Origin of the sequence: Solibacillus sp. FSL K6-1126, from assembly GCF_038003445.1 — a bacterium.
Taxonomy (GTDB): domain Bacteria; phylum Bacillota; class Bacilli; order Bacillales_A; family Planococcaceae; genus Solibacillus; species Solibacillus silvestris.
The window spans coordinates 3,537,874-3,564,117 of the sequence record NZ_JBBOPD010000001.1; the positions used below are offsets into that span (position 1 = coordinate 3,537,874).

The following is a 26,244-nucleotide window of genomic DNA, read 5'->3' on the forward strand; positions in this document are numbered from 1 at the left end:
TCAATTCCCCCTATGCAATTTCTGAATTTGCGTTTAGTTCATAATGAATCGCGTAAGCCGAATCTTTGCCTTGCTGCGCAGCTGATACAACTGTCGCCTCACCGTATCCGTTGCCGTAAATCGCATCACCGCAAGCATAAATTTTCGGATTCGATGTCTTCAGGCTATTATGATCTACATCAATCACACCGCGTGTATTTGCCAACCCTAAATGCTCAATCAGCTCATACTGTTTCGTTTGACCAATCGCTCGAATCACCGCATCCGCCTCAATGACAAATTCAGAACCAGGAATCTCCATTAATGTCCCTTTTCCATTTTCGATGTCCGTCAGTTTCATTTTGATGCATTCCATTCCGATCACTTTCCCATTATCATCGCCAATAATGCGCTTCGGTAATGTCAGCCATCTGAATTCAACACCGTCCTGTTTCGCAAAATCAAACTCAAAATCGTACGCCGTCATTTCGTTTGATGTACGACGGTAAACGATTTGCACTTGCTCAGCACCCAATCTTACAGAACATGTCGCTGCATCAATCGCCGTATTACCGGCACCGATAACTAGCACTTTTTTGCCCAGCACCCGATCAGTGAATGAAGATTTTGATTCCTTCACAAAATCAATCGCATCATATACACCGTCCAAGTTTTCGCCTTCAACGCCAAGCATCGGTACTTTGCCCATACCAACCGCTACAATGATGCGGTCATAATTTGCAAGCAGTTCATCTACCAGTACATCTTCGCCGATTTTTGTGCTCGTTTTAATTTCAACGCCGAGGTTTTGTACTTGCTGCACTTCCCATTCCACAACATCCTGCGGTAAGCGGAATGAAACGATACCGTAATAATTCAGGCCGCCCGCTTTTTCATCTGCTTCGTAAATCGTCACACCGTACCCAAGCAATGCCAGTTCACGTGCGGCAGATAACCCTGCCGGCCCGCTTCCGATAATCGCGACTTTCTTGCCGTTTGCCGGTTGTGGTGTAAACAGATTGACATTCGACTCGCGCAGCCAATCCGTTGCATAGCGCTGTAGATGACCAATTTGAATCGGTTTTTCCTCACTGTTCAACACACAAGCCCCCTCACAAAGCTCGATCGTTGGACAAACACGTGCACAGCTTGCGCCTACGGGATTTGACTCCATAATGACACGCGCTGAACCTTTCATATTATTGGAAGCAATCTTCTTAATAAAGCTTGGAATATTAATGCTTGTTGGACATGCCTTCACACAAGGTGGATCGTAGCAATACAAACAACGATTCGCTTCAACAGTTGCCGCGTATGTTGTTAAGCCACCAAATATTTCTTCAAAGTTTTTCGCTAAACTATTGCTCATTTCATAACAACCCTCTCCAGTTTGATTTGTTATTACTTTTAGCTATATCTTCGTTAACCTTTACAGATGATTTGACGCTTGTTTATTAAATTCAGCCGATGCCCCAACCACCTGCTGAATGAAGATAAGCCCCGGCGGATGCCACAGATTTTTAATGGAATGGATGTCAGCCTTAAAACGTCGTATTGTGCGACAAAGGCTGACTGACCCACGTCCTGTGGGCCTAAAATCTGGACGCAATTATGCAAAAGCGAATTGATTGTGTTATGAAGTTACTTTAGTGGAACCCTTTACTTCACGACGGATATACTTGCCGCTTCCAAGCTGTCCGACGAATTTTTTATCTTGAATAACATATTCACCGCGCACGAGCACACTTGTCGGCTCACCCGTCACTTCAAGCCCTTCAAATGCATTGTAGTCCACATTCATATGATGTGTTTCTGCAGAAATCGTTCGTTTTACTGTCGGATCGAATAATACGATATCCGCATCCGAACCGACCGCAATCGTTCCTTTTTTAGGGAATAGCCCAAAAATTTTCGCAGACTGCGTCGAAATCATATCAACAAACTCATTTTCTGTAATGCGGCCTTTCGCTACACCTTCCGAATACAGTACAGAGAAACGGTCTTCGATAAACGGCCCGCCATTCGGGATTTTCGAGAAGTCATCTTTCCCTAATGTTTTCTTGCCGTTGAAGCTGAATGAACATTGGTCTGAACCAATCGTTTGCAGCTGCTTCGCCTTCAATGCATTCCACAATACTTCCTGATGCTCTACCGGACGTAACGGTGGTGACCATACATATTTCGCGCCTTCAAAATTCGGCTTTTCCAATGCTGTCTGGTCAAGCACTAAATACGGCGGACAAGTTTCCCCTAACACGTTGTAGCCTTTATTACGTGCCGAAATGATTTCATCGACCGCTTCTTTACACGTTACATGCACGACATATAATTGCGCTCCAGCCAAGTTTGCCAGCTCAATCGCACGCTTCGTCGCTTCGCCTTCTACTTCAGGTGGACGAGTAAGCGCATGATAAATCGGCTCCGTCTGGCCATTCGCTTTCGCTTCTTCTACAAGCTCATCGATAACCGATCCGTTCTCACAATGGACCATCACCGTTGCACCAAGCTTCTTCCCGACTTTAAACGCCTGGAATAACGTACGATCTGTCGCCTGGAACTCCTTCGCATAAGCAAGAAACACTTTGATCGAGCTGATCCCGCCTCTTTCCAATGCTTCTGGTAATTCCTGCAGGCGCTGCTCATTCAAATCACCGATCATTAAGTGGAAGCCATAGTCGATCACGGCCTTATCTTGTGCCTTGCCATGCCACGTATCAATCGCATCCATCAATGTTGGCGAGCCTGCACTAATACAGAAATCGATAATCGTCGTTGTTCCTCCGTATGCTGCAGCAATCGTTCCTGATTGCCAGTCATCATCAGTTACCGTATTGTTGAACGGCATATCAAGATGGGTATGAGGGTCAATACCACCCGGGAATAAAAGCTTTCCTGTTGCATCAATAATTTCTGCTTCCGCATCTTCTATTTTTGCTGCAATTTGAGTGATGATCCCGTCCTCAATCAGCACATCCCCTTTAAACGTATCCGCAGCAGTAACAATTGTTCCCCCAGTAATAATCTTTTTCATATGAACCCTCCTAGTTTTCTAGTAATTTCTATTGAAAAAATGAAAAACCAAAGCGCAGATTAATTTCGATTCTAGTACTATTAACTTTTGAGAATATTTACTAGTTTTTAAGCATATAATTTAATATATAGTATTATATGTAACAATTAGTAACATAATATCTAATTAACGGAAAAAATTAAAATAAATATTTTCTGTTAATAAAACCCTTGTAAATTCTTCATATACATAACTTTACTGAATATTTAGAATAAAATTAATATACAAAAGGTAATTTTTTCCGTAAATATTTTAGACAAAAGGTTAAAAGTTGTAAGGAAATATACTGTATTTATGTAAGTTTTTCTAACATAATGTATTGTTTTTGTCGGGTATCTAGTAGGAGGAAGCTTCGGTGAAGAGTTTTCTAATATGTTATGGAGTTGTTCTAATATATTTTTATTTGTTCTAATAAAGTTTGGATTTTCTAATATATCCTTCTCTTGTTCTAATATGTGTCCGCCAAGTTCTAATATCTCCACGCAATCTTCAAATATCCACTCTGTTTCTTCTAATATCCGCTGGCAATGTTCTAATAAAACTATAAACCCTTATATTCACCCGTCCAAATCAGTACTTGCAGACACCATTACCGCCCAATCTTCTAATAAACACCCCAACTTTTCTAATAACCGGCCCACTTCTTCTAATAACCGCTCTCATTGTTCTAATAAAACTATAAACCCGCCTTCACCAAGCCCAAATCAGTATCCACACACCCCATCATCCCAACAAAAAAGCCTAACCCCACTTCCGGAATTAGGCTGGTATTTGCATGTATTTTAGTTATTGCTAGGGAAAGCGAATGTCGATGCTGTCGTTTCTGTTGTGTCTGGCCAGCGTTCCGATACCGTTTTCGTTTTTGTAAAGAATCGGGCCTGATCCGGACCAAACATATGCCCTTCACCAAAGCGCGAACCCTTAAAGCCGGCAAAGTTATGATAGCCCACAGGGATTGGAATCGGCACATTGACGCCGACCATGCCTACATCAATCTCCGTTGTAAACTTGCGCGCTGCCGCACCATCATTCGTGAAGATTGTAACCCCGTTCGCCAGATCCTGACCATTAATGAAATCAATCGCTTCCGAAAGTGAACCCACGCGCACAACATTACGAGCCGGACCGAAAACTTCCTCATCGAAAATCTCCATCTCCTTCGTAATATTATCCAGTAATGTCGGACCAACGAAGAAGCCTTCCGCGTTTTTCACGATATCCAGTTCACGGCCGTCGACTACAACCGTCGCCCCTTGACGTTCCGCTAAATCGATCGCTTTTAAAATATTCTCTTTCGATTCTTTCGAAATGACCGGACCAAAATCCGTGCCTTCCTCTTTATAGCTGCCCACTTTTAAGTTGCTGATTTTCTCTTTCAAAATCGCCACAAGTCGATCAGCCGTTCCTTCGCCAACCGGCATAATTGTAGAAATCGCCATACAACGTTGGGAAGCCGCGCCATATGCAGCACCGATAAACGCGTTCGCCACTTGCTCTAAATCAGCGTCCGGCATAACAACCATATTATTTTTCCCGCCGCCTAATGCCGTAACGCGCTTACCGTATTTCGAACCCGTTTCGTAAATATATTTCGCAACAGGTGTCGAACCGACAAATGAAATCGCTTGAACAGTCGGATTTTCCAGCAGCTCATTAACCGCATCTTTACTGCCGTTTACCACTGTCCAGATCCCGTCCGGCAATCCTGCCTTTTTCCATAACTCACTGACAAACAGCGAAGTCATCGGCACCTTTTCGGATGCTTTTAAAATAACCGCGTTCCCTACAGCGACTGCCATCGATGTTTGCGCTAACGGCACCATAATTGGGAAATTGAATGGCGAGATAGCCGCTACAACACCTAAAGGGTACTTCGCAGAGTAGGCATTAATTTGACCACCTACATTTACCGAATATTCCCCTTTCACAAGATGAGGCGCACCGATTGCCAAGTCAACCGATTCCAGTGCACGTGTCACTTCACCGCGCGCGTCCTCCAACGTTTTCCCGCTCTCCGTACAAATAATATCCAACAGCTGCTCCATATTTTCTGTCAGTAAAAATCGGAAACGCATCAACACTTCCGCACGCTTCGCAACAGACAGATCACGCCATGCCGGAAAAGCCGCTTTTGCTGCTGCAATGGCTTCACGTGTTTCTTCAGCTGTCGCAATCGGAACTTCAGCAATTACTTCGCCTGTCGTCGGGTTATAAACTTTCGAATAGTTGTTGCTCTTCCCTTCGACCAATTCACCATTGATAAAATGTGTTAACTTTTTTACCGAAACTGCTTCTGTCATTATGATGATCCCCCTTTATTTAATACTGTTTACTGCTTCAATCACTGTATTGGCAATCAGGTCCTTTTCTTCCACTGAAATTGAAAGCGGTGGTGACAGCGTTAATATATTGTTGAAGTTCGCGACCGTTACACCGTTTTTCCCGATAATGACGCCCTTTTTCTTACAGTAGCCAATCACTGCATTCACGCGCTCAACATCAAGCGGTGCCTTCGTTTCTTTATTTTCCACAAGCTCAATACCGATCAATAATCCTTTTCCTCGAATATCGCCTACGAATGGATGATCATTTAAATTTTCTTGCAATGTGCGCTTAAGCGATTCGCCAAGGACGACGGATTGCTCAAATAAATTTTCGCGCTCCATAATTTCAATGTTTTTCAATGCGACAGCACATGCGACCGGTGAACCGCCAAATGTATTAATATGACGGAAAAACTCATAGTCCCCGTTCGCGACAAACTGCTCGTAAATTTCACGGCGGATTGCAGTTGCTGATAATGGCATGTAGGCACTTGTTAACCCTTTTGCCATCGTTACAATATCCGGCTTAATGCCATAGTTCTGGAAGCCGAACGCCGTACCTGTACGTCCGAAGCCACAGATTACTTCGTCAACGATTAACAGCGCACCATGTTTCTCGCACACCTCTTTTACGCCTTTCAAGTAATCTTCGTTCGGCACGATGACACCGCCACCTGTAATGATCGGCTCCATAATAACCGCGGCGATCGTTTCGGACATTTCCCAAGTCATTACTTGATCAATGTTTTTCACACTAGGCAATGTTGTAGCATCGCCGTTTTCCGCCTGTTCCGGATTCCGGTATTGATCAGGTGGTGCCACATGTAAAAAGCCGGGTGCAAGCGGCTCGTATTTATATTTGCGTTGCGCTTGGCCTGTTGCTGCTAAAGCGCCCATTGAACTCCCATGATAAGCACGGTAGCGGGAAATGATTTTATAACGGGTCGTATCACCTTTTTGCTGATGATATTGTCTTGCCACTTTGAATGCGACTTCATTTGCTTCCGATCCGCTGTTTGAATAGAAGACAACATATTCGTCCCCAAGCAGCTCACTGATTTTCTGGCTCAGTAAAATCGCTGGCGTGTGCCCATTTGTCAGCGGTGTATAAGAATTTTTAAGCATTTGCTCGTAAGCTGTGTCGGCAATTTCCTTACGACCATAACCAATATTCGTACACCAAAGCCCTGCCATTGCATCCAAATATTTATTGCCATCGATATCCGTCAGCCAAGCCCCTTCCGCTCGTTCAACGATAAATGTTGCTTCCGGGTTATACGGCTTCATCGAGTGCCATACATGTTTTTCGTCATTTGCTTTCCAGTTATACTCTACATATTGGCTCATGCATTTCCCTCCTACATTCCTAAACTCTATTTCTATTTTCGCTTATTGGAAGATTAAGGGCATTATACATAGTGTCAAATGGATGTTTGCCTTGATTTCACATTTAGCACATGAGGATATCCTGATCAGGCAAGGGGGGTGATTTCCATTCCAATCAACGCATTTGATATTTAATTGCATCATCTTCAATCACGGCACCTACACCTTCACACCCTCATAATAGTTATGCTTCGTCATGAGCAACATGATTTCCAGGCAGAGGCGGTTTTCGTACTTCATAAAGTCACTGCCGATGATCTGTTCCACTTTTTCCAGGCGGTGATAAAGAGTTTGACGGACGATAAACAGTTTTTCGGCAGTTTCCTTTTTTAGTCCATTACACTGAAAATAAACATCGAGAGTTTGAATTAAATTCGCGTTGTGCTTGCTGTCATACTGGCTGAGTTTTCCGATTTTTTCCATTGCCGCCTGCATAAGACTACTGTTGTTTTGCAGAACTTTCACCATATGGTACAACACCAGTTCATCGTAAAAATACGAAAGCTCTGTATGTTTCATCCGGATTTGTAGGGTTTCCTGCGCTGTTTGATAGCTTTCTTTCAATTCATTGTAATGCGTAACATATTTTCCAACAGCAATAAGCATGTCCTGTTTACTTTGATGAATCATCTCATTCATTACACGGTTCATCCGCTCTTTATACGTAGCTCCCTGCGCCAAATCGTTGATGATAAAAATTAAATATTGGGACTGCTCGACAATAAATGTGTAAAACCCTTCTTTCTGCAGCGCCTGTCGAAGATTGATTTTATAATTCGTTAAATCCTTTATCGCATTCTTTCTTCTAAGCTGATGAATCATGACCATCCAGCCATTGTGTTTCAGTTTTTGATCGAACTCTTCGATAAAATAAAGCAATTCATCATCGCTGTTTTCACCTTCGAGCCATTTCTCAAAAAACTTCCGGTTTTCGCTTTCCAATTTTTCTTCAATATATAAATCTCTTAAAATAAACTGAGACAGCGTAACTACAGTGCGGTCCAAAATAAGTAAATCCAATTCCGTCATTTCTCTTTTTTCTGAGTATATATAGACCGTCCCGTACAACTGATCAAATAAATTCACTTCAATCTTTGCTTTATGTTTACTACCTAAAAGATTGATATACTTTTTGCAATTTTCAATCTTTTTATCCGGGATTGCGAGACTTGTTCCTTTGTTCACATCAAAATAAATATCCACGTTTAAATACTTTTGCATATACTGCAAAATCTTCACTTTGTCGTTCACTTTCAAAACATAGTTGTTGATCTTCTGGGAATAATCTTCGAGCTGCCTTAAAATATCGTACTGCTGATGAATGATCGCTGTATGCAAATCTTGCGTAATACCGACAAACGGGACAATTTCCTGAAAAACGATGAGCGGAAAATCCAGTTGATCCGCCAGTTTAATGACGCTTTCCGGAATCGTTTGAATGTACATACCTAACTCAATACACAGCCCGGCTACATTTAATTCATTAAGTTGCCTTACAAAATTCAGAAAGCCTTGTTCATTATCTTTTAAAATGACGCCCGTTGTCAGAATGAGCTCATTTCCTTTTATCAGCTGCTTCACATCGGTAACTTCCAATATATGAATCCATTTGATCGCATGGCTTAAGCCAGTTTGACCTGCGACGACCTTCGCCGATTCAAAGTATTTTCGATTTAGAACTTCTTTTACGGTTAACATAAGCAGCCCCCTATCATTAACAATTCGTCCATACAATTATTGTATCATTTTACATTAAGTATATATTAATTTGTTATATGCTAGTGCTAATGTTTATATATTATTGAATTTAAGGGGGAATTTTATGTTAAAAACAAACCGCGAACGACTTCAAAACACTATTGATTTATTTAGCCAATTTGGGGCAACAGAAAATAATGGTGTCACACGTTTAAGCCTATCTCCCGAAGATATTCTCGCCCGCAACAAGTTCAAAGAAATTTGTGAACAGCTTGGCATGACGGTAACGGTTGACGATATGGGCACTATGTACGCAACACTGCCATCCAACTCCGATAACTTGCCGATTGTCATCGGCTCACATTTAGATTCTGTCATAAAGGGAGGACGCTTTGATGGGGTACTCGGTGTTTTAACTGCCCTGGAAGCTGTCCAAACTATTATTGATGAAGAACTCGAACTAAATCACCCTATAACTATCGTAAACTTCACAAACGAAGAAGGGGCACGTTTTGAACCGTCCTTAATGGCTTCAGGTGTTCTTTCAGGGAAATTCGATAAGGAAAAGATGCTCGCTTCGACGGATCGAAAAGGGGTAACATTTGAACAAGCCTTGAAAGAAAGCGGCTATGAAGGCGATGTCGCAAACCGTCTAACCGAAGCGCATGCCTATTTGGAGCTTCATATTGAGCAAGGTCCCGTTTTGGAGCATTATAAAAAAGAAATTGGAGTCGTAGAAGGCGTTCTTGGCATGGTTTGCTATGACATTACATTAACCGGTGAATCGAACCATGCGGGCACTACCCCTATTTCCATGCGTAAAGACAGTATGTTTGCCGCGATGCAGATCATTTACATCCTGCAAAATAAATTAAAACAACTTCCTGAAGATCTTGTTTATACAATCGGACGTATCAATGCCTACCCGAATATTCATACGGTCATCCCGAGTAATGTAACTTTCTCGTTGGAGTCCCGCCACCAAGACCCTGCAGTCATCCAGCAAGTGGAACAAATTATTTTTGACCTTCCTAAAGAAATCGAAAACTGCGAACTGAGCTACCAAAAACTATGGAGCCGGGATACGGTCTATTTCGCACCGGAAGTTGTCCATGCTGTAGCAGCAAGTACAGATGCACTGGGCTATTCACGCCATCATATGTTCAGCGGTGCCGGCCACGATGCTCAATTTATCGCAGGATATATTCCTTCTACAATGATTTTTGTTCCAAGTGCGAAAGGCTATAGTCACCGGGAAGATGAATATACTTCCTACGAAGAATGTTCAAAGGGTGCCGACGTCCTTGTTAATGCAATATTGAAAGTAGCCGAATCTTCGGTTTCACCCGTTAAGTCTGCTAGTGTAAAGTAAAGGTTTTTATGATGAAATCAATAGGTTTGCCCTCCTCTTCTAATTAGGTGAACATACTATATGGTATCTAGTAGAAGGAGGTGGGATGATGAGACGTCCTGCAATGGGGTTCTGCTTCCCTGGTTACCGTTACTGCGGACCTGGTTGCAGCGGACCTGGTGCACCAACGAATGCAGTCGATAATTGCTGTCTGCACCACGATGCTTGTTATGCAAGTGGCTACGATAAAAGATATTGTGACGCAATTTTTCAACAATGTTTAAATCAATACAAAAACCCCTCAACGAAAATGGGGAGGGACGCAAATTTATTCTCCAGAGCGATACGGTTAAAGAATTTTCTAATATAGTCCTTATAAACTTGAACAAAACGAAACACCTCAATTTTCTCTGGGAGAAAATTGAGGTGTTTCTGCTTACCCTAGAATTGTTTTCCGTTCCGGGGACGCTTTCCAGGGGCGTGGCGTGAGGCCAACACGATGTTGGTCACAAAAGCGTTGCCACAGGACGTGGCGCTCTTAGCTTTTGTTCCTAAGTCTCAGGCGTCACGCTATTTCCCTAGGAGTCGCCCTTCACTCCAATCAATTCATAAAGTTTAAGTTTCAAAATACCGGGTTTATCATATTTTTCAATTATAAATTAATCGATCTTCTGCCCTGTAATTTCTTCTAACTTACCGTTTTCTTTAATCTTCGCTAGGCCTTCATTTAAACGGTTCAGTAACTCAGTGTTCCCCTTTTTCACCATGAAGCCGTAATATTCTTTTTCAAACTGATCCGATTCAATCGCTTTTAGTCCTGAATCCGGATTGTTCTTTAAGTACTCGATAACAACCGCATTATCGCCAAACGCCGCTGCTGTTGCACCATTGATTACTTCCTGGAATGCTATCGGCTGGTTTTCATACGCTAAAATTTTTGAACTTGATTTTCCTTGCAGGTTTTGTGCTGCAATATGCCCTGTTGTATTAATTTGAACAGAAACTTTTTGATCTTTCAATTCATCCAATGTTTTGATTGGTGAATCTTCTTTCACAACAATCATTAATGATGCTTCATAATATGGATCTGTGAAATCATACGTCTCTTTACGCTCATCTGTAATGGTAATACCAGATGCACCTAAGTCCAGTTCACCGTTCGTAATTTGCTGGAATACCGGCTCCCAACCGACATTTCGGAATTCTACTTCTGAACCGATTTCTTCACCGATTGCGTTCATAATATCTACATCGATTCCAACAATTTCACCTTTGTCATTCATTGATTCAAATGGGGCAAATGTTGCTTCCGTTCCTACTAACAGCTTTTTACCGCCACCTTCTCCGGATGTTGCGCTTCCTGATGTTTCATCATCCGCTGTACCACATGCGGCTAAAATGATTGTTAATGCCATTAGCAGCATCGTTATGAAAAACTTCTTCGTTTTGAACATTATAAACCCCCCTCTATTTTTGTTAAGATTATACATTTTTTAGTAGAGCCACACAATATTTAATTCTAAATCTTCTGATAGTTTAGGATATAAAAGTTTTCCTAAGGAGTCGCCTCCCTTTCATTCCAAACAACTGTGAATCCTACTAAATATAAAAACTACCTTCTACTACTCATCATAATAGAAGATAGTTTCCCAATGTTTATAGTACTTTTCCTAAAAAGGCTTTTGTCCGTTCGTTTTGCGGGTTACCGAATACTTCATCCGGGTGGCCCTGCTCCACGATATAGCCGCCATCCATAAACAGGACACGGTCACCTACTTCACGTGCGAAGCCCATTTCATGTGTTACGACAACCATTGTCATGCCTTCTTTAGCAAGGTTTTTCATTACTTCCAAAACCTCTTTTACCATTTCGGGGTCAAGGGCTGACGTTGGTTCATCAAACAGCATTACTTTCGGCTTCATCGCTAATGCGCGGGCAATCGCGACACGCTGCTGCTGACCGCCTGATAATTGCTGCGGATAGTTATCTGCTTTTTCACGCAAACCGACCTTATCCAATAGCTCGAGTGCCAATTTTTCGGCATCGGCTTTGTTCAGTTGGCGAATTTGCATTGGCGCCATTGTAATATTATCGATGACCGACATATGCGGGAATAGGTTGAACTGTTGGAACACCATCCCCACTTCTGTACGGATATCGTTAATGTTTGTTTTCGGATCATTGATTTTGACACCTTGAATATAAATCGCACCATCCGTTACTTCCTCCAGCAAATTCATGCAGCGAAGAAACGTTGATTTCCCAGAACCAGATGGCCCGATGACACAAACTACTTCCTTTTCATGTACTTCATAATCGATTCCTTTTAACACTTCGAGCTTGCCAAAATGCTTGTGTAAGTTTTCTACTTTAATCATTTACGCGCGCTCCTTTTTCTTACGTGGGTTGTAATTAATATCAACTCGTTTTTCGATAAATGCAATAAGCTTCGTTACAGCATACGTCAATACAAGGTATAGGAACGCTGCGAATAAATAAGGCTCCCAGAAACGCTGATACGTTCCGGCTACTACTTTACTTACATATAAAATCTCGGCCCCGGCGATTACCGTTACAAGTGAAGAATCCTTTAACAATGCGATAAATTCATTCCCTAATGGCGGAATCATACGACGGAACGCCTGCGGTAAAATAACTTTGCGCATCGCCTGGCCCTGTGTTAACCCTAATGACCTTGCAGCTTCCATTTGCCCTTTGTCGATCGACTGGATCCCTGCACGGAAAATTTCTGCATTGTATGCGGCACTGTTTAAAATCAGACCGACAATACCCGATACCCACCAACCTTGCGATGTTCCAAAAATAGTTGGAATAACAGCTAAGTGAATTAATAATAATTGTACGAGCATTGGCGTACCACGGAATACGTCGACATAAATTTTAGCCGGCCAGTAAATCCATTTTTTTGTTGAAACCTGGCCTAATCCTAAAACTAGACCGAATATGATACCACCAATATAACCACATGCTGTTAAAACAATAGTCGCCCAAAGTCCTTTTGCATATAGTTCACGGTAGTTCCAGATTATATCCCAACGGAAAAAATCAAAAAAATCCATCTGAAACCCTCCAATAAATTAAAATGTAGCTTATTCGATTTCCGTACCTGTAATCTCAGCTAACTTGCCATTGTCTTTAATTTTTTGAAGACCTTCATTTAAAATATCCAATAGCTCTTTGTTGCCCTTTTTCACCATAAAACCGAAGTAGTCTTTCTCAAATGAAGTATCCTCTACCGCTCTTAAGCCTGAATCAGGATTGTTTTCAAGGTAATCTAAAATAACTGCATTATCACCGATTGCGGCATCAGCTGCACCTGTCAGCACTTCCGTTAACGCAACAGAGAAGTTTTCATATGCTAAAATCTTCGAGCTTGCAACACCCTGAAGTTCCTGTGCTGCGATGTGGCCTGTTGTATTAATCTGTACTGCAATTTTTTTGTCTTTAATATCTTCCAGCGATGCAACTGTCGAACCTTCTTTTGTCACGATCAGTAAAGTTGCTTCATAGTAAGGATCTGTAAAGTCATATGATTCTTTACGCTCATCTGTAATTGTAATAGCCGCTGCACCCATATCCACTTCGCCAGTTGTTACTTGGCTCATCATTGAGTCCCAGCCTACATTTTTCACTTCTGTTTCAATACCCATCTCTTCGCCGATCGCTGCTAAAATCTCTGAATCTAAGCCGACAACATTTCCTTTATCATCTAAGTATTCAAATGGTGCATATGTAGCTTCCGTACCTGCAACAATTTTCTTATATTCTTTATCCCCTGTAGATGTCGATTCGTCCGCTCCACATGCTGTTAAAATCATTGAAGCTGCAGCTAAAGGTGCTGCCCATTTAAATAGTTTTCTAGTACTCATTATGAATATCCTCCTGGATGTAGTAGTTTTTTTGTTAATAACATGTTCAATTATATTAATTCCGCAATTAATATACAACATTTAATTTTTAAAAAATTGATTATTATTGCATTATGATGAATTATTATAACAAAATTAACGGTATATTTGCATATAATTTAATATTTATTCACTCTATTACTATTCCATTATTGTATTCCCCTCTTCAAAAGGATTCTCGTACCATTACATATATTCCCTGTTTTTCATAATATATGTTAATCTGATAGGTAATTTTTAACTAAAATAAAAAAGACTGCACAAGAGGAATTCCCTCTCATGCAGCCTTGAATTATTATTTTTAGGTAGAGAACGAATGAAGGATAAAAAGAACCGGTACAGTGATTCTTTTTATCCTAATAAAACTTCATTCTCTATTGCAAAAAAACCTCAGATGATTTTTTGCAATTGATATTGAAACGTATATTAAAACAGTAAAATGGTGCCCCCTAAAGGACATGATAATATAGTCTATCTAACTAGTTTTGTGAAAACACAACATTTAATAATGTACTAATTTTTCACATATAATTCAAGTATAAATTGTGATTTTTAATAAAGAATTTTATTTTTTATAGGAAGAGCGTTTAAATTAGAATGGTTTAGGAAATTTATAGTGTAGCGCCAAAAATAAACTGTAGAAAAATGGAAGAGAAAGATTATTTTAACTCTATATAGATCAGTAATAATCTTTAAAAAGAAAGCGCCCTCGGAGGGAATCGAACCCCCAGCCTCAGAACCGGAATCTGAAGTGTTATCCATTACACCACGAGGACATATAAATAATATGTGCAACTTTTTTCATTATACAGATGGAACACCTTATTTTCAACTGTAAAAATCAGAGTTTATATTTGACCATAACTGACTAATACGTGTATGATAGGTTTACAGCTGAAATATTTGTCATTTTCAGCAAAAGTAATCGAATATAAGCTTTAACAAAGGGAGGATTTTTCAATGAACTTAATTCCTACAGTTATTGAACAAACAAACCGCGGCGAGCGTGCATATGACATTTATTCACGTTTACTTAAAGACCGCATCATTTTATTAGGTAGTGGGATTGACGACAATGTTGCGAACTCAATCGTAGCACAGCTATTATTTTTAGAAGCTGAAGATCCAGATAAAGATATCTACCTATATATCAACTCACCAGGTGGCTCTATCACTTCAGGTATGGCGATCTACGATACGATGAACTTCATCAAACCTGATGTATCAACAATCTGTATCGGTATGGCTGCATCAATGGGTGCATTCCTGCTTTCTGCTGGTGCAAAAGGCAAACGTGTTTCTTTACCAAACGCAGAAGTAATGATTCACCAACCACTTGGCGGTGCACAAGGTCAAGCAACAGAAATCGAAATCGCTGCAAAACGTATTTTACACTTACGTGAAAAACTAAACCGCATCATGGCTGAAAACAGTGGCCAAGATTACGAAACGTTAGCACGCGACACAGATCGTGACAACTTCATGTCTGCAGAGCAAGCATTGGAATACGGTCTTATCGATAAAATTTATGAGCGTAACCAATTAAAATAATCGATTCATTCAAGCATACAGGATTCGTCTTGTATGCTTTTTTGTATTTTAAAAAATAAGCACAGCCGTTCATGTAAACTGAACTGGCTGTGCTTTTGTCTTGTAAATAAAATTCGTTATCGCATTTTGTTTAACACTTAAATAATATGTTTGTCCACGTCCAGGATAAAGCGCCAACTCCTTGGCCATTTCGGTCCCTCATGCAAAAGTGGTGGAGCGTTTACTTTTGCATCGGGCCCTCCAATGGCTAGCGGAGTTGAACGGGCGCTTTATCCTTTTGCCTTAATCCGCTTTTTCAATAAGTAGTTGTAATGCGTTGATTGCTTTTTCTTCGTCATGGCCGTCTGCCCATAATGTGACAACCGTGCCTTTTGCAACGGCAAGGCTCATAATGCCCATGATCGACTTCGCATTCACTTTTTTCGTATCCTTTTGTAAATAGACGTCCGCTTTATAACGATTCGCCTCTTGGACGAACAAAGCCGCCTGTCTTGCTTGTAAGCCCGATTTTAACTTTACTTCTACTTGTTTTTCAATCATCTTGAAATACTCCCTTTCACAACCGTTCATCGCTTCTATGTTTATCTTAACGAAATTGTCCGAAAAGAACAACAATTGGAAACATCTTTTATGAAATCGTTACCAATTTTTTCTATTACGCCATGACGTATGTGCTCCATAAGCGCAAGTGGATTTAAATATTCTCTCCACGACGGAGCGCATCCGCGATTTCATCGATTTTGCGCAGACGATGATTGACACCTGATTTACTGACAACGCCAGTTGAAACCATTTCACCGAGCTCTTTTAATGTCACGTCCTGATATTCTACACGAAGACGTGCAATTTCCCTCAGTTTTTCCGGCAGCTGATCAAGCCCTACCGCATTATCGATATAGCGGATATTTTCCACTTGCCTCAATGCCGCGCCAATTGTTTTATTTAAGTTGGCCGTTTCACAGTTTACGATACGGTTTACACTGTTCCGCATATCTCTAATAATCCGAACATCTTCAAACTTCAGCATCGCCTGAACAGCACCGACTAAATTCATAAAATCCGAAATCTTCTCAGCTTCTTTTAAATACGTGACAAAGCCTTTTTTCCGTTCAATTGTTTTCGCATTTAGATCATAGCGGTTCATGAGCTCTGCCAACGCTTCCCCGTGCTCCTTATATAAAGAATAAATCTCCAAATGGTAGGAAGAGGTTTCCGGATTGTTTACCGAGCCTCCTGCCAAAAAGGCTCCACGTAAATAGGCACGGCGTTCATTTTCTTTCGGTATGATTGATTTGGCGATTGTATGATTAAACTCAAATGAATTTGAGACAATTTCTAAATCCGCAAGAATTTCCCGCGCACCTTCCCGTACACGGCATATATACACATTGTTCTTTTTAAGACGCATCTTCTTTCGAACAAGCAACTCTACATTATATGGATAAAGCTTTTTTACAATTGTATAAAGCCGACGTGCGATTGCCGCATTTTCTGTTTGTACGTCTAAGCTTAATTGGCGATTCGCAAAACTTAACGAACCGTTCATCCGTATAAGAGCAGATACTTCTGCCTTTAAACTACTATCACCAGCTTCTACTTGCGTCAGTTCTTTCTTTGTTTCAGATGCAAATGACATGGATTCGCTCCCCCTTTCCTAGCAACCTATGTAGTGTTTGTTTCATACTACTATTCTTGCATCGTTTGTCTTTTCTTTACTGTATATTCAAAAAGCCATTCAGCGAGATTTACCGCATCATGACGTACTGTTCCATTTTCAATAAGCGCAATCTCTTTTGGAATGATATTAATGCCCATTTCTTGCAGTCTTTCAATATCAAACTTAACAGGCTCAGCATTTTCCTCCCGATAATTTTCGTAAATCGAAGGAGGTAGCTCCTTTTCATTGATCAGTACCGATTCGATAAATGCTTCTCCCACATGCTCATGGATTGCTTCTATATGCTGTGAGGCAGTAAAGCTTCTCGTTTCACCTTGCTGTGTCATTAAATTCGCAATATAGATCTTTTCGCCTTTCGCACGAATAACCGCCTGCCCAATTCCTTTAACCAATAAATTCGGAATGATGCTCGTATAAAGGCTGCCAGGTCCAATCAAAATAAAATCTGCTCGTTCAATCGCATGAACTGCAGCAGGTAATGGTTTGAGGTTACTAGGCTCCAAGTATACCCGTTTAATCGGTGCATGGCCTGATGGAATTTTCGACTCGCCGATAATGTCCGACCCATCCGATAATTCGGCATGTAATGTAACCTTTTTATTGGCTGCCGGGATAACCTTTCCGTGCACATTGAGTACTTTGCTCATCTCAGCAATCGCATGGTTAAAATCACCTGTAATTTCCGTTAAAGCGGTCAACATCAAATTCCCGAGCGAATGTCCGCCTAAATCGTTTGATTGGGAAAAGCGATATTGAAACATCTGCTCCACTAACGGCTCTACATCAGAAAGGGCGGCAATTACATTTCGCACATCTCCGGGCGGCGGGATATCATAGTCATCCCGCAAACGTCCGGAAGAGCCACCGTCATCTGCAACCGTAACGATGGCTGTAATATCAAAAGGATGTTGCTTTAAACCGCGTAATATTGTAGAAAGGCCTGTCCCCCCGCCAATTACGACGATTCTTGTTCTCTTTTTTTTCATCTCATCAATCCTTCCTATGATTGATATCTCTATGTGTAACGATGACTTGATCATTTTTTGCCAATAGCTTCCCGAAGTATTCAGCAAGTGTAACGGAGCGATGTTGCCCGCCCGTACAGCCGAAAGCGATGACAAGCTGTGATTTGCCTTCATTACGGTAATGAGGAATCATGAATGTGAACAAGTCAGTCAGTTTGGCAATTAGCTGTTGTGTTTCTTCTGTTGCTAGTACGTAAGAGGATACTTCTGTTTGTAGCCCTGTTTTATGTCGCAATTCTTCAACATAGTAAGGATTTTTCAAAAAGCGAACATCGAATACTAAATCTGCATCAATCGGCAGCCCATGCTTAAATCCAAATGACATAATGTTTAACGAAAACGTAGGACTGCTCATATTGCTGAATTCCTGGGCGATACGTTCACGTAATTCCCGTGGTTTTAACTGGGAAGTATTGACGATCGATTTGGCACGCCCTTTTACTTCAGAGAGCAGTTCGCGCTCCATTTGAATCCCTTCCAGCGGTAATCCCTGAGGTGCAAGCGGATGTGATCGGCGTGATTCTTTATAGCGCCGAACTAATGTGGCATCATCGGATTCCAAAAATAAAATACGGAGTAAAATATCTTCTTCGTCCAGTAGTGCGTCGAGCGATTCGATCAATGAGCCAAAAAATTCTCTCCCACGTAAATCCATAACAACTGCCATACGTGAAATCTTTTTTTCGGAATCCTTCATTAGCGCTAAAAAAGTAGTTAAAAGCTCCGGAGGTAAGTTATCTACACAGTAATAACCTAGATCCTCAAAACTTTGAACTGCAACCGTTTTGCCCGCCCCTGACATTCCTGTAATAATCACTAACTCATGTGTATAGCTCGAACTAGCCACTTATTTCATCTCCTCTAGTTTTGTTCCGTCGAGTTTTGAATTTTTTCGCTGATTAGCTCAAAATCCTCTGTATATTCAAATGTACCATATTGCGTACCTTGATTTAATGCTGCAAATAATAAATTCGTACGGTCACCTGCCGCCATCGGAAGATCCTTTAAACGTTCAATTTCATACCAGCTTAAAATGCCTTCCCGCGTTTCGACAAATGGTGTTCCTTCAACATCAGTTGCGATAAATGTGTACAGCATCCACTCATCGACGACTGTATCTCCATTTTTGATAACCATTGTGTATACACCTTTTAAATGAACGTCTTTTGGTGTTAGATTCGTCTCTTCCTGAAATTCGCGTATAGCGGAGTCATAGATGGATTCTCCTGGCTCCATTTTCCCACCGGGTGCCACAAACCAGCCTCTTCTCGGTTTTTGCAGCAGTAACACTTGACCATCTTTAATAGCGAGTAAATTTGTAATACGTTGCATACACAACACCTCAACTTTTTCATTTAATGGGATAAGTGAATAACTAATATTTCACGAATTCCACATAAGTAAAGACACAATTTCGCTATATGCAGCGAATTGTGTTTTTCTAAAGCTTATTTCTATTATACCTTGTCCTATGCATTCCGTAAAAGCAAGCGTTTCATTTATAAAGTCAACATTTGTGCCGGAAAGCCACAAAAAAAGAGGTTGCTTCAGCGTAAGCACGCTTGAAACAACCTTAGGATAAAAAATAAGGGGGTTAAAACAAATTCCACTTTTAGTATACCCTTATTTTGTAACGATATGATTACATTTATATTAAAGAATTATTGATTTATCTTTTCTTTTATTTCTTCCACGTAATGTTGCGCTGATTGTGCTGCAATACTGCCGTCACCTGTAGCTGTTACAATTTGACGCAGCATTTTATCACGAACATCGCCCGCTGCATAAATACCCGGAATTGATGTTTCCATTTTCTCGTTTGTTACAATATAGCCTGCTTCATTTAAAATATTCAAAGAAGCAAATGGCGATGTTAATGGAAGCATGCCTACATATACGAATACGCCATCTGCAGCCTCTTCCGTTTCAGTGCCGTCAACTGTTGAAACTAATGTCACTTTCCCTACTTTACCGTCAACTTCATGAATTTCTTTTACTGTTGTGTTCCAGATGAAGTCAATTTTTTCATTGGCAAATGCACGGTCCTGAATAATCTTTTGTGCGCGAAGTTTATCGCGACGGTGTACGATTGTTACTTTATCCGCAAAACGTGTTAAGTAAATACCTTCTTCAACTGCAGAGTCGCCCCCGCCGATTACGATCAGTTTCTTTTGTTTGAAGAATGCGCCATCACATACAGCACAGTAACTTACACCGCGGCCGCCAAGCTCTGTTTCGCCAGGAACGCCTAGTTTTTTGTATTCCGCACCTGTTGTAATAATAATCGTGCGTGTTTTATATTGTTTTTTACCAGAAACGATAATTTTATATTCTTCACCATCGATGATTTCATTTACATCACCGTATGCATATTCAGCACCGAATTTTTTCGCATGCTCAAACATTTTTGTCGATAATTCCGGCCCTAAAATTGTATCAAAGCCTGGATAGTTTTCCACTGCTTCTGTATTAGCCATTTGTCCGCCGGGAATCCCACGTTCAATCATTAATGTTGATAAGTTGGCGCGCGATGCATATACCGCAGCAGTCATACCTGCTGGACCTGCTCCGATAATGACTACATCATAAATTTTTTCTTCTGACATGAAGATCCTCCTCTTGCGTATACCTTTTCTATATTTTCATCGTATAAGATTGCTTGTATAAATACAAATATACTGCCTATTCAAAGTCCGACGGTACAAATTCATATAATTCATCATTGTATTTCGATAATGTTGCAGTTGAAATATTATATTTGCCCGCTACTGCTTTTTTCGTCACTTTGTTTTCCAGCGCTACATGGAATGAATATTCAACAGCAGCAGCCAGAGCCGCGCTGTTTTTAAACGAATAGCCTTGTTCGAATGCAATTTCCCCAAGTGCAAACCATGTACTTAACACTTGCGCGACCTCTAAAGAAATCGAATCATTTACTTCTGTAATCTGCTCAGCTACTTCCATAAAACGCAGGAATTGCTTTTCTTCCTTGCTGCCGTTACTGAAGTCATAGTCCAGTGCATATGCCAGGCAAAGTTTTTCGATAGCCGTAAAATTTGAGACATTTAAAATAGAAGGGTGCGCGACAATTTCCTGTTTATGTGCCGAACGCTTCAATAAAAACATGCCAAATAATCGGCTTGACTGGTGCTCATCTGTTAGTTGACGAATGATGAAGTCACGATGATTTTCCGCGGAATTTCGTAAAATAGAGCCTTCACCATTTGCCCACGGTTCCATCCCTTCTTTTGATGGATCCAACTGTATGAGCATTTTCCAAGCTTCTTTAGCAATCGTTTCATGTCCTGAGAAGTAGGCTGACTGGGCAAGCCAGAAATAAAAGCCAGGCTCTCCATCATAACCTTTCTTACTCATAGAGCGCAGCCATTTATAGGCTTCTTCATACTGCCCGATTAACGCAAATGTCGCACCGAGCTTATAACGGTTTTCCCAATCGAACGGTTGGATTTTCTTCAATAAACCGACCAGTTCATTCAGCTCTTCACTGCTTTTTTCGTAATATGCAAAGACAGCCAAGTTGCAAAGTGCGTGAAGATTGCCTTGGTTTTCACGCAGCACTCGATATAGAAGTGCGCGTGCCTGTTCTGCCTCACCGACATAAAAATAGGCTAACGCCAGATTATTATACGCATTCCAAAGGTCTGGATACTCTTCAATGATTTGCTCCAGCATTTCGATTGCTGTTTTAAAATCGCCCTGCTCCATATGGCGGCGGGCTTTTTCCTGTGCCACATGCTTCGCCCCATCAAATTCATCCATGTCATCCAAATCTTCGCCCACATAATCGACAAACTCCAATATTTCGGAGGCGTCTTCCGTATATGTGCCATTAGGTTCCATTTCTAAATATTGGGCTGCGTATTTTTGGGCATCAGCAATATGACCCATACAGCCTGACACTTCCGCCATCATAAAGATGATTTCGGATTCATTCGGCTCTAAACTATAGGCTGTGTGAATCAACTCATATGCATGCTCGAAATTTTGCAGTTCCATTTCAAGAATTCCGTACTGTAATAACACATGCGCGTCATCCGGACTTAAATCCGCCGCGCGCTTAATAAATTTATATGCTTTATCCATTTCGTCTCGTTCAATTGCCTTTAAAGCTTTATTGTAATAATAATCACCATTCGGAACAAACGACACGACATTAGTAACTTTTGTTTTTAAACGTTTATTTTCCAATAATATTCCTCCGAGTCATTCCGTTCAATACATTCTATATCATCAAATACGCAGGTCATTTGTTTGTAAACAAAGAAATAAGGAACGCACAGGTGTGGTCCCTTAATCAATTCTAACTATTATAGCATATCCGGCACATATGTACTAAAAACACGGCTGACAAAGCGGTGTTATTTTTCCAGTAGTTACTGCTTCTTTCCTTCATGGCGTTTTTGCAATACATCCAGCACTTCATAAACATCGACTTTTTGCTCTTGAAGAAGAACTAATAAGTGATAAAGAAGATCTGCCGATTCCCATTTCACTTCTTCTGCGTCACGGTTTTTCGCACCGATTACAACTTCTGTAGCTTCTTCGCCGACTTTTTTACAGATTTTATCGATTCCTTTATCGAATAAATATGTTGTGTACGCCCCTTCAGGCATATCGATTTCACGCTGTTTAATCACTTCTACTAGCTGCGGAAGAATCGCGACAGAACCTGGACGTTCGTTTTCTACCAAGCTTTCAGTAAAGCATGAAGTCGTTCCGTTATGACAAGCCGGGCCAGCTGGAATCACTTCAATAACGAGCGCATCCTTGTCACAGTCTGTTTTAATCGAAACTACTTTTTGCGTGTTGCCGCTCGTTTCCCCTTTATGCCAAAGCTCCTGACGAGAACGTGAATAGAACCATGTTTCATTCGTTTCAATCGTTTTTTGGAGTGACTCTTCGTTCATATAAGCTACTGTTAATACTTCTTTTGACTGTGCATCTTGTACTACGGCTGTAATTAAGCCTTGATCATTAAATTTTACGTTCATCGTACACGAACCCCTTTTTCTTTTAAGTAGCTTTTCACTTCTGCTACGCTTGTTTCTTTATAGTGGAAAATACTCGCTGCCAATGCGGCATCTGTATCAACATCTTGCAATACTGCACGGAAGTGTTCCGCATTCCCTGCTCCGCCGCTAGCGATGACAGGTACAGTTACCGCATCACGTACCGCTTTCGTTAATTCCAGGTCAAAGCCGGATTTCTCGCCGTCTTGATTCATCGATGTAAGAAGAATTTCTCCGGCACCTAGTCGTACCGCTTCTTTCGCCCAATCGACTGCTGTCCATGTCGTTTTATTGCGGCCGCCATGAGTATATACCATCCATGTGCCGTCTTCTTCGCTGTACCTCGCATCGATTGCACAAACGATACATTGTGCACCGAAGTAATCCGCACCTTCTTTTATGAGCTGCGGGCGTTCCAGTGCAGATGTGTTGACCGATACTTTATCGGCACCCGCACGTAAAATACGTTTCATATCATCGATCGTTCGGATTCCACCGCCTACTGTAAACGGAATCGCCAATGTTGCTGCCGTTTGACGGACAACATCGACCATCGTTTCCCGCCCTTCATGTGAAGCGGAAATATCGAGAAATACGAGCTCATCGGCGCCTTGCTCATCATAAAATTTAGCTAACTCGACAGGATCTCCTGCATCACGCAATTCTACAAACTGTACCCCTTTTACAACTCGTCCTTCTTTAACATCAAGACATGGAATAATTCGTTTTGTTAACATACGCCCTCTTTCACTCCCTGTGTCCAAGCCGTCAATAAATACACACCAAACGGCCCTGACTTTTCTGGATGGAACTGCATACCTGTAAAATTATCTTTTGCCACGATGCCCGGTACTTGTACGTGCTCATAATCAGCTGAGGCGATCAGCTCCATCTCATCGATGCCGCTCGCATAATACGAGTGAACAAAGTAGACATGGCGTTCTTGCGGCAAGTCTTCTTTATCTAACCATTCTGGTGTTTGCTTTAATTTCAGCTCATTCCAGCCCATATGCGGAATACGGGTAACATCAGTAAAGCGCTGAATACGTCCTTTGAAAATACCAAGACCTTTCGTTTGCTCCACTTCATCACTTTCTTCAAACAATAGCTGCATCCCAAGGCAAATGCCAAGCAGCGGCTTTTTCGTCGTTTTAATGAAATCGATGAACCCTGTTTCTTCCAGGCGCTTCATCGCATCCGGAAATGCACCTACACCCGGCAGTACATAAGCATCCGCCGCTTCCAGCTGTTCAATATTACTTGAAACAATTACTTGTACATCCAATCGCTTTAATGCCTGCTCGACACTAAACAGATTGCCCATTCCATAATCAATTACACCTATTTTCACGTTAACAGCCCCTTTGTTGATGGCACACCTTTTACACGTGGATCGATTTCTACCGCTGCATCCAATGCACGTGCCGTTGCTTTAAAAATCGCTTCAATAATATGGTGTGTATTATGGCCATAAGGAACGATGACATGCAGGTTAATGCGGGCTTCCAGTGCAAACTTCCATAAAAATTCATGGACGAGCTCTGTATCAAAGTTCCCTACTTTCGCATTGAGCTCCGGTGTAACGCGGTATTCCAAATGCGGACGGTTTGAGCAGTCAACGACAACTTGCGCTAACGCGTCATCCATCGGTACAAATGCAGTACCGTAGCGTTTAATTCCTTTTTTATCGCCTAACGCTTCACGGAATGCTTGTCCTAACACAATTCCGATATCTTCTGTCGTATGGTGATCATCAATCCAAGTATCCCCATCCGCCAGTATTTTGCCGTCAAACAATCCATGCTTTATAAATAAATCGAGCATATGGTCCATAAAGCCAACACCTGTTTTAATGTCGGCTTGACCTGTACCGTCCAAGTTGAGCTCTACTTTAATTTTTGTTTCATTTGTATCGCGTTCGATTTTTGAAAAACGTGTCATTATTCTTCTCCTTTATCCCAGCCGCGCGATTCTACCGCTCTTGCATGTCCTTCCAACCCTTCCAGTCGTGCAAGACGCGCAATCTTCGGCGCATTTTGTTGCCAAGTTTTTTCGCTATAATAAACAACGCTCGTGCGTTTAATAAAATCATCGACATTTAAGCCACTTGCAAAGCGCGCTGTTGAGTTTGTCGGTAATACGTGGTTCGTGCCTGCAAAGTAATCCCCTACCGGCTCCGAACTATAGCGGCCGATAAAAATCGCACCCGCATGCGTAATCATTCCCGAAACCTTTTCAGCATTTTCTGTAATGACTTCCAAATGTTCAGGTGCCAATGAATTGACAGCACGTACCGCATCTTTAATAGATTCTGCTACGTAAATATGACCGAAGTTTTCAATCGATTTTCGTGCAATCGCCTGTCGCGGTAATTTTGACAATTGAATCTCGACTTGATCTGCCACTGCATCTGCCAAATCATCACTTGTTGTGATCAGTACAGCACATGCTAATGTGTCATGCTCTGCCTGTGATAGAAGATCTGCAGCAATTTCATCGGCATAGGCACTTTCATCTGCTAAAATACAAATTTCAGATGGACCGGCAATCATATCAATCGCCACCTCACCGAATACTTCACGCTTTGCCAATGCTACGAATATATTTCCCGGACCTGTAATTTTATCGACAGGGGCAATCGTTTCCGTTCCGTATGCTAGTGCTGCAATCGCCTGTGCACCGCCTACTTTATAAATTTCCGTCACACCTAAAATATGGGCCGCAACAAGTACAGCGTCCGGCAATTTCCCGTCATTTCCTGCAGGTGAAGTAATGACAATGCGTTTCACTCCCGCAACTTGTGCCGGGATGACATTCATTAATACAGAAGATGGATAAGCTGCTGATCCGCCAGGTACATATAACCCTACTGCATCAAGCGGTGTAATTCGTTGCCCTAAATACGAACCGTCTTCTAACGGCAACTGGAACCCCGTACGTTTCTGTTTATTATGATAACGATAAATATTATCTGCTGCTTCTTGTAAATCGCCGTATAATTGCGGATCAAAACTTTTAACCGCTTCGATGATTTCACATTCGGCTACGCGTAAGTTTTCAGGCGCAAAACCGTCCCATTTTTCACTATAATATTTAATCGCCGCATCACCTTTCGTACGTACATCCTGAATGACTTCACGTACCGTTTGCAGCTGTTGTTCATTGCCTTGCTCGAGTTGGCGTTTTAAAGAAATATCGTTATCCAAAATTGTTATTTTCATC

Annotated in this window: 24 protein-coding genes and 1 tRNA gene; 3 read left to right on the top strand and 22 right to left on the bottom strand. The window is 41.4% G+C overall.

The genetic code is table 11. From position 1 onward, the window contains the following. Positions 1-10 precede the first annotated feature (10 nt). From MHH44_RS17645 to MHH44_RS17665, 5 genes are all read right to left on the bottom strand, one after another. Positions 11-1,348: an NAD(P)-dependent oxidoreductase gene (locus MHH44_RS17645; protein ID WP_008406380.1), complete on the bottom strand. Its 1,338-nt coding sequence runs from the start codon at positions 1,346-1,348 to the stop codon at positions 11-13. Between the two features lie 264 nt (positions 1,349-1,612). Then, entirely contained in the window at positions 1,613-3,010 is a 1,398-nt protein-coding gene (hydA, locus tag MHH44_RS17650) for a dihydropyrimidinase (RefSeq protein WP_008406382.1), read from the bottom strand. A gap of 821 nt (positions 3,011-3,831) precedes the next feature. Beyond that, positions 3,832-5,349, bottom strand: coding sequence for a CoA-acylating methylmalonate-semialdehyde dehydrogenase (locus MHH44_RS17655; RefSeq protein WP_340799245.1), 1,518 nt, complete (start codon positions 5,347-5,349; stop codon positions 3,832-3,834). A 15-nt stretch (positions 5,350-5,364) separates the two neighbouring features. After that, the gene (locus MHH44_RS17660; protein WP_340799246.1) at positions 5,365-6,720 is read right to left on the bottom strand and encodes an aspartate aminotransferase family protein; all 1,356 of its coding nucleotides are present in this window, start codon (positions 6,718-6,720) and stop codon (positions 5,365-5,367) included. Between the two features lie 198 nt (positions 6,721-6,918). Next, positions 6,919-8,457 (bottom strand): PucR family transcriptional regulator, encoded by a 1,539-nt coding sequence (locus tag MHH44_RS17665; RefSeq protein WP_340799247.1) that lies wholly within the window; start codon positions 8,455-8,457, stop codon positions 6,919-6,921. Between the two features lie 124 nt (positions 8,458-8,581). On the opposite strand from MHH44_RS17665, the gene MHH44_RS17670 reads away from it, so the two are divergent. Further along, complete coding sequence (locus MHH44_RS17670; protein WP_340799248.1) at positions 8,582-9,829, top strand: Zn-dependent hydrolase; 1,248 nt, start codon at positions 8,582-8,584, stop codon at positions 9,827-9,829. A gap of 88 nt (positions 9,830-9,917) precedes the next feature. Continuing rightward, entirely contained in the window at positions 9,918-10,178 is a 261-nt protein-coding gene (locus MHH44_RS17675) for a phospholipase A2 family protein (protein WP_306341334.1), read from the top strand. 289 nt (positions 10,179-10,467) lie between these two features. Here MHH44_RS17675 and MHH44_RS17680 read toward each other — a convergent pair whose 3' ends face one another. The 5 genes from MHH44_RS17680 to MHH44_RS17700 all read right to left on the bottom strand — a co-directional run bounded on the left by MHH44_RS17680 (position 10,468) and on the right by MHH44_RS17700 (position 14,514). Beyond that, positions 10,468-11,262 carry a basic amino acid ABC transporter substrate-binding protein gene (locus MHH44_RS17680; protein WP_340799249.1) on the bottom strand — a complete coding sequence of 265 codons (795 nt, stop codon included), beginning with the start codon at positions 11,260-11,262 and terminating at the stop codon, positions 10,468-10,470. A 202-nt stretch (positions 11,263-11,464) separates the two neighbouring features. Further along, complete coding sequence (locus MHH44_RS17685) at positions 11,465-12,187, bottom strand: amino acid ABC transporter ATP-binding protein (protein ID WP_008406392.1); 723 nt, start codon at positions 12,185-12,187, stop codon at positions 11,465-11,467. Continuing rightward, positions 12,188-12,889 (bottom strand): amino acid ABC transporter permease, encoded by a 702-nt coding sequence (locus tag MHH44_RS17690; protein ID WP_008406394.1) that lies wholly within the window; start codon positions 12,887-12,889, stop codon positions 12,188-12,190. A gap of 30 nt (positions 12,890-12,919) precedes the next feature. Further along, entirely contained in the window at positions 12,920-13,699 is a 780-nt protein-coding gene (locus tag MHH44_RS17695) for a basic amino acid ABC transporter substrate-binding protein (protein ID WP_065216733.1), read from the bottom strand. 743 nt (positions 13,700-14,442) lie between these two features. Then, positions 14,443-14,514, bottom strand: a tRNA-Arg gene (locus MHH44_RS17700). Positions 14,515-14,698: 184 nt separating this feature from the next. Between MHH44_RS17700 and clpP the strand changes: the two genes are divergently transcribed. Beyond that, positions 14,699-15,289 (top strand): ATP-dependent Clp endopeptidase proteolytic subunit ClpP, encoded by a 591-nt coding sequence (gene clpP / locus MHH44_RS17705; RefSeq protein WP_008406397.1) that lies wholly within the window; start codon positions 14,699-14,701, stop codon positions 15,287-15,289. 282 nt (positions 15,290-15,571) lie between these two features. Here clpP and MHH44_RS17710 read toward each other — a convergent pair whose 3' ends face one another. The 12 genes from MHH44_RS17710 to hisD all read right to left on the bottom strand — a co-directional run bounded on the left by MHH44_RS17710 (position 15,572) and on the right by hisD (position 26,243). Further along, positions 15,572-15,829 carry an HPr family phosphocarrier protein gene (locus MHH44_RS17710; RefSeq protein WP_008406398.1) on the bottom strand — a complete coding sequence of 86 codons (258 nt, stop codon included), beginning with the start codon at positions 15,827-15,829 and terminating at the stop codon, positions 15,572-15,574. Between the two features lie 154 nt (positions 15,830-15,983). Continuing rightward, a complete protein-coding gene (gene whiA / locus MHH44_RS17715) occupies positions 15,984-16,925 on the bottom strand; it encodes a DNA-binding protein WhiA (protein WP_008406400.1) in 942 nt (313 codons plus the stop codon). A gap of 50 nt (positions 16,926-16,975) precedes the next feature. Then, positions 16,976-17,953: a gluconeogenesis factor YvcK family protein gene (locus MHH44_RS17720; RefSeq protein WP_008406401.1), complete on the bottom strand. Its 978-nt coding sequence runs from the start codon at positions 17,951-17,953 to the stop codon at positions 16,976-16,978. A gap of 4 nt (positions 17,954-17,957) precedes the next feature. Beyond that, positions 17,958-18,839: an RNase adapter RapZ gene (rapZ, locus tag MHH44_RS17725; RefSeq protein WP_008406403.1), complete on the bottom strand. Its 882-nt coding sequence runs from the start codon at positions 18,837-18,839 to the stop codon at positions 17,958-17,960. 14 nt (positions 18,840-18,853) lie between these two features. Beyond that, complete coding sequence (locus tag MHH44_RS17730) at positions 18,854-19,324, bottom strand: 8-oxo-dGTP diphosphatase (RefSeq protein ID WP_008406405.1); 471 nt, start codon at positions 19,322-19,324, stop codon at positions 18,854-18,856. Between the two features lie 329 nt (positions 19,325-19,653). Beyond that, positions 19,654-20,598 (bottom strand): thioredoxin-disulfide reductase, encoded by a 945-nt coding sequence (gene trxB, locus MHH44_RS17735; protein ID WP_008406407.1) that lies wholly within the window; start codon positions 20,596-20,598, stop codon positions 19,654-19,656. A 76-nt stretch (positions 20,599-20,674) separates the two neighbouring features. Then, positions 20,675-22,201: a tetratricopeptide repeat protein gene (locus MHH44_RS17740; RefSeq protein WP_340799250.1), complete on the bottom strand. Its 1,527-nt coding sequence runs from the start codon at positions 22,199-22,201 to the stop codon at positions 20,675-20,677. Positions 22,202-22,386: 185 nt separating this feature from the next. After that, positions 22,387-23,004 carry a bifunctional phosphoribosyl-AMP cyclohydrolase/phosphoribosyl-ATP diphosphatase HisIE gene (hisIE, locus tag MHH44_RS17745; RefSeq protein WP_008406412.1) on the bottom strand — a complete coding sequence of 206 codons (618 nt, stop codon included), beginning with the start codon at positions 23,002-23,004 and terminating at the stop codon, positions 22,387-22,389. After that, positions 23,001-23,759, bottom strand: a complete 759-nt coding sequence (hisF, locus tag MHH44_RS17750; RefSeq protein WP_065216730.1) for an imidazole glycerol phosphate synthase subunit HisF — start codon at positions 23,757-23,759, stop codon at positions 23,001-23,003. Before hisF ends, hisIE begins: the two co-directional genes overlap by 4 nt. Then, positions 23,753-24,373 (bottom strand): imidazole glycerol phosphate synthase subunit HisH, encoded by a 621-nt coding sequence (hisH, locus tag MHH44_RS17755; RefSeq protein WP_340799251.1) that lies wholly within the window; start codon positions 24,371-24,373, stop codon positions 23,753-23,755. Before hisH ends, hisF begins: the two co-directional genes overlap by 7 nt. Continuing rightward, positions 24,370-24,963 carry an imidazoleglycerol-phosphate dehydratase HisB gene (gene hisB / locus MHH44_RS17760; RefSeq protein ID WP_008406417.1) on the bottom strand — a complete coding sequence of 198 codons (594 nt, stop codon included), beginning with the start codon at positions 24,961-24,963 and terminating at the stop codon, positions 24,370-24,372. Before hisB ends, hisH begins: the two co-directional genes overlap by 4 nt. Beyond that, a complete protein-coding gene (gene hisD / locus MHH44_RS17765) occupies positions 24,963-26,243 on the bottom strand; it encodes a histidinol dehydrogenase (RefSeq protein WP_340799252.1) in 1,281 nt (426 codons plus the stop codon). The genes hisB and hisD overlap by 1 nt, the downstream gene beginning before the upstream one ends. Between the last annotated feature and the right edge of the window lies 1 nt (position 26,244).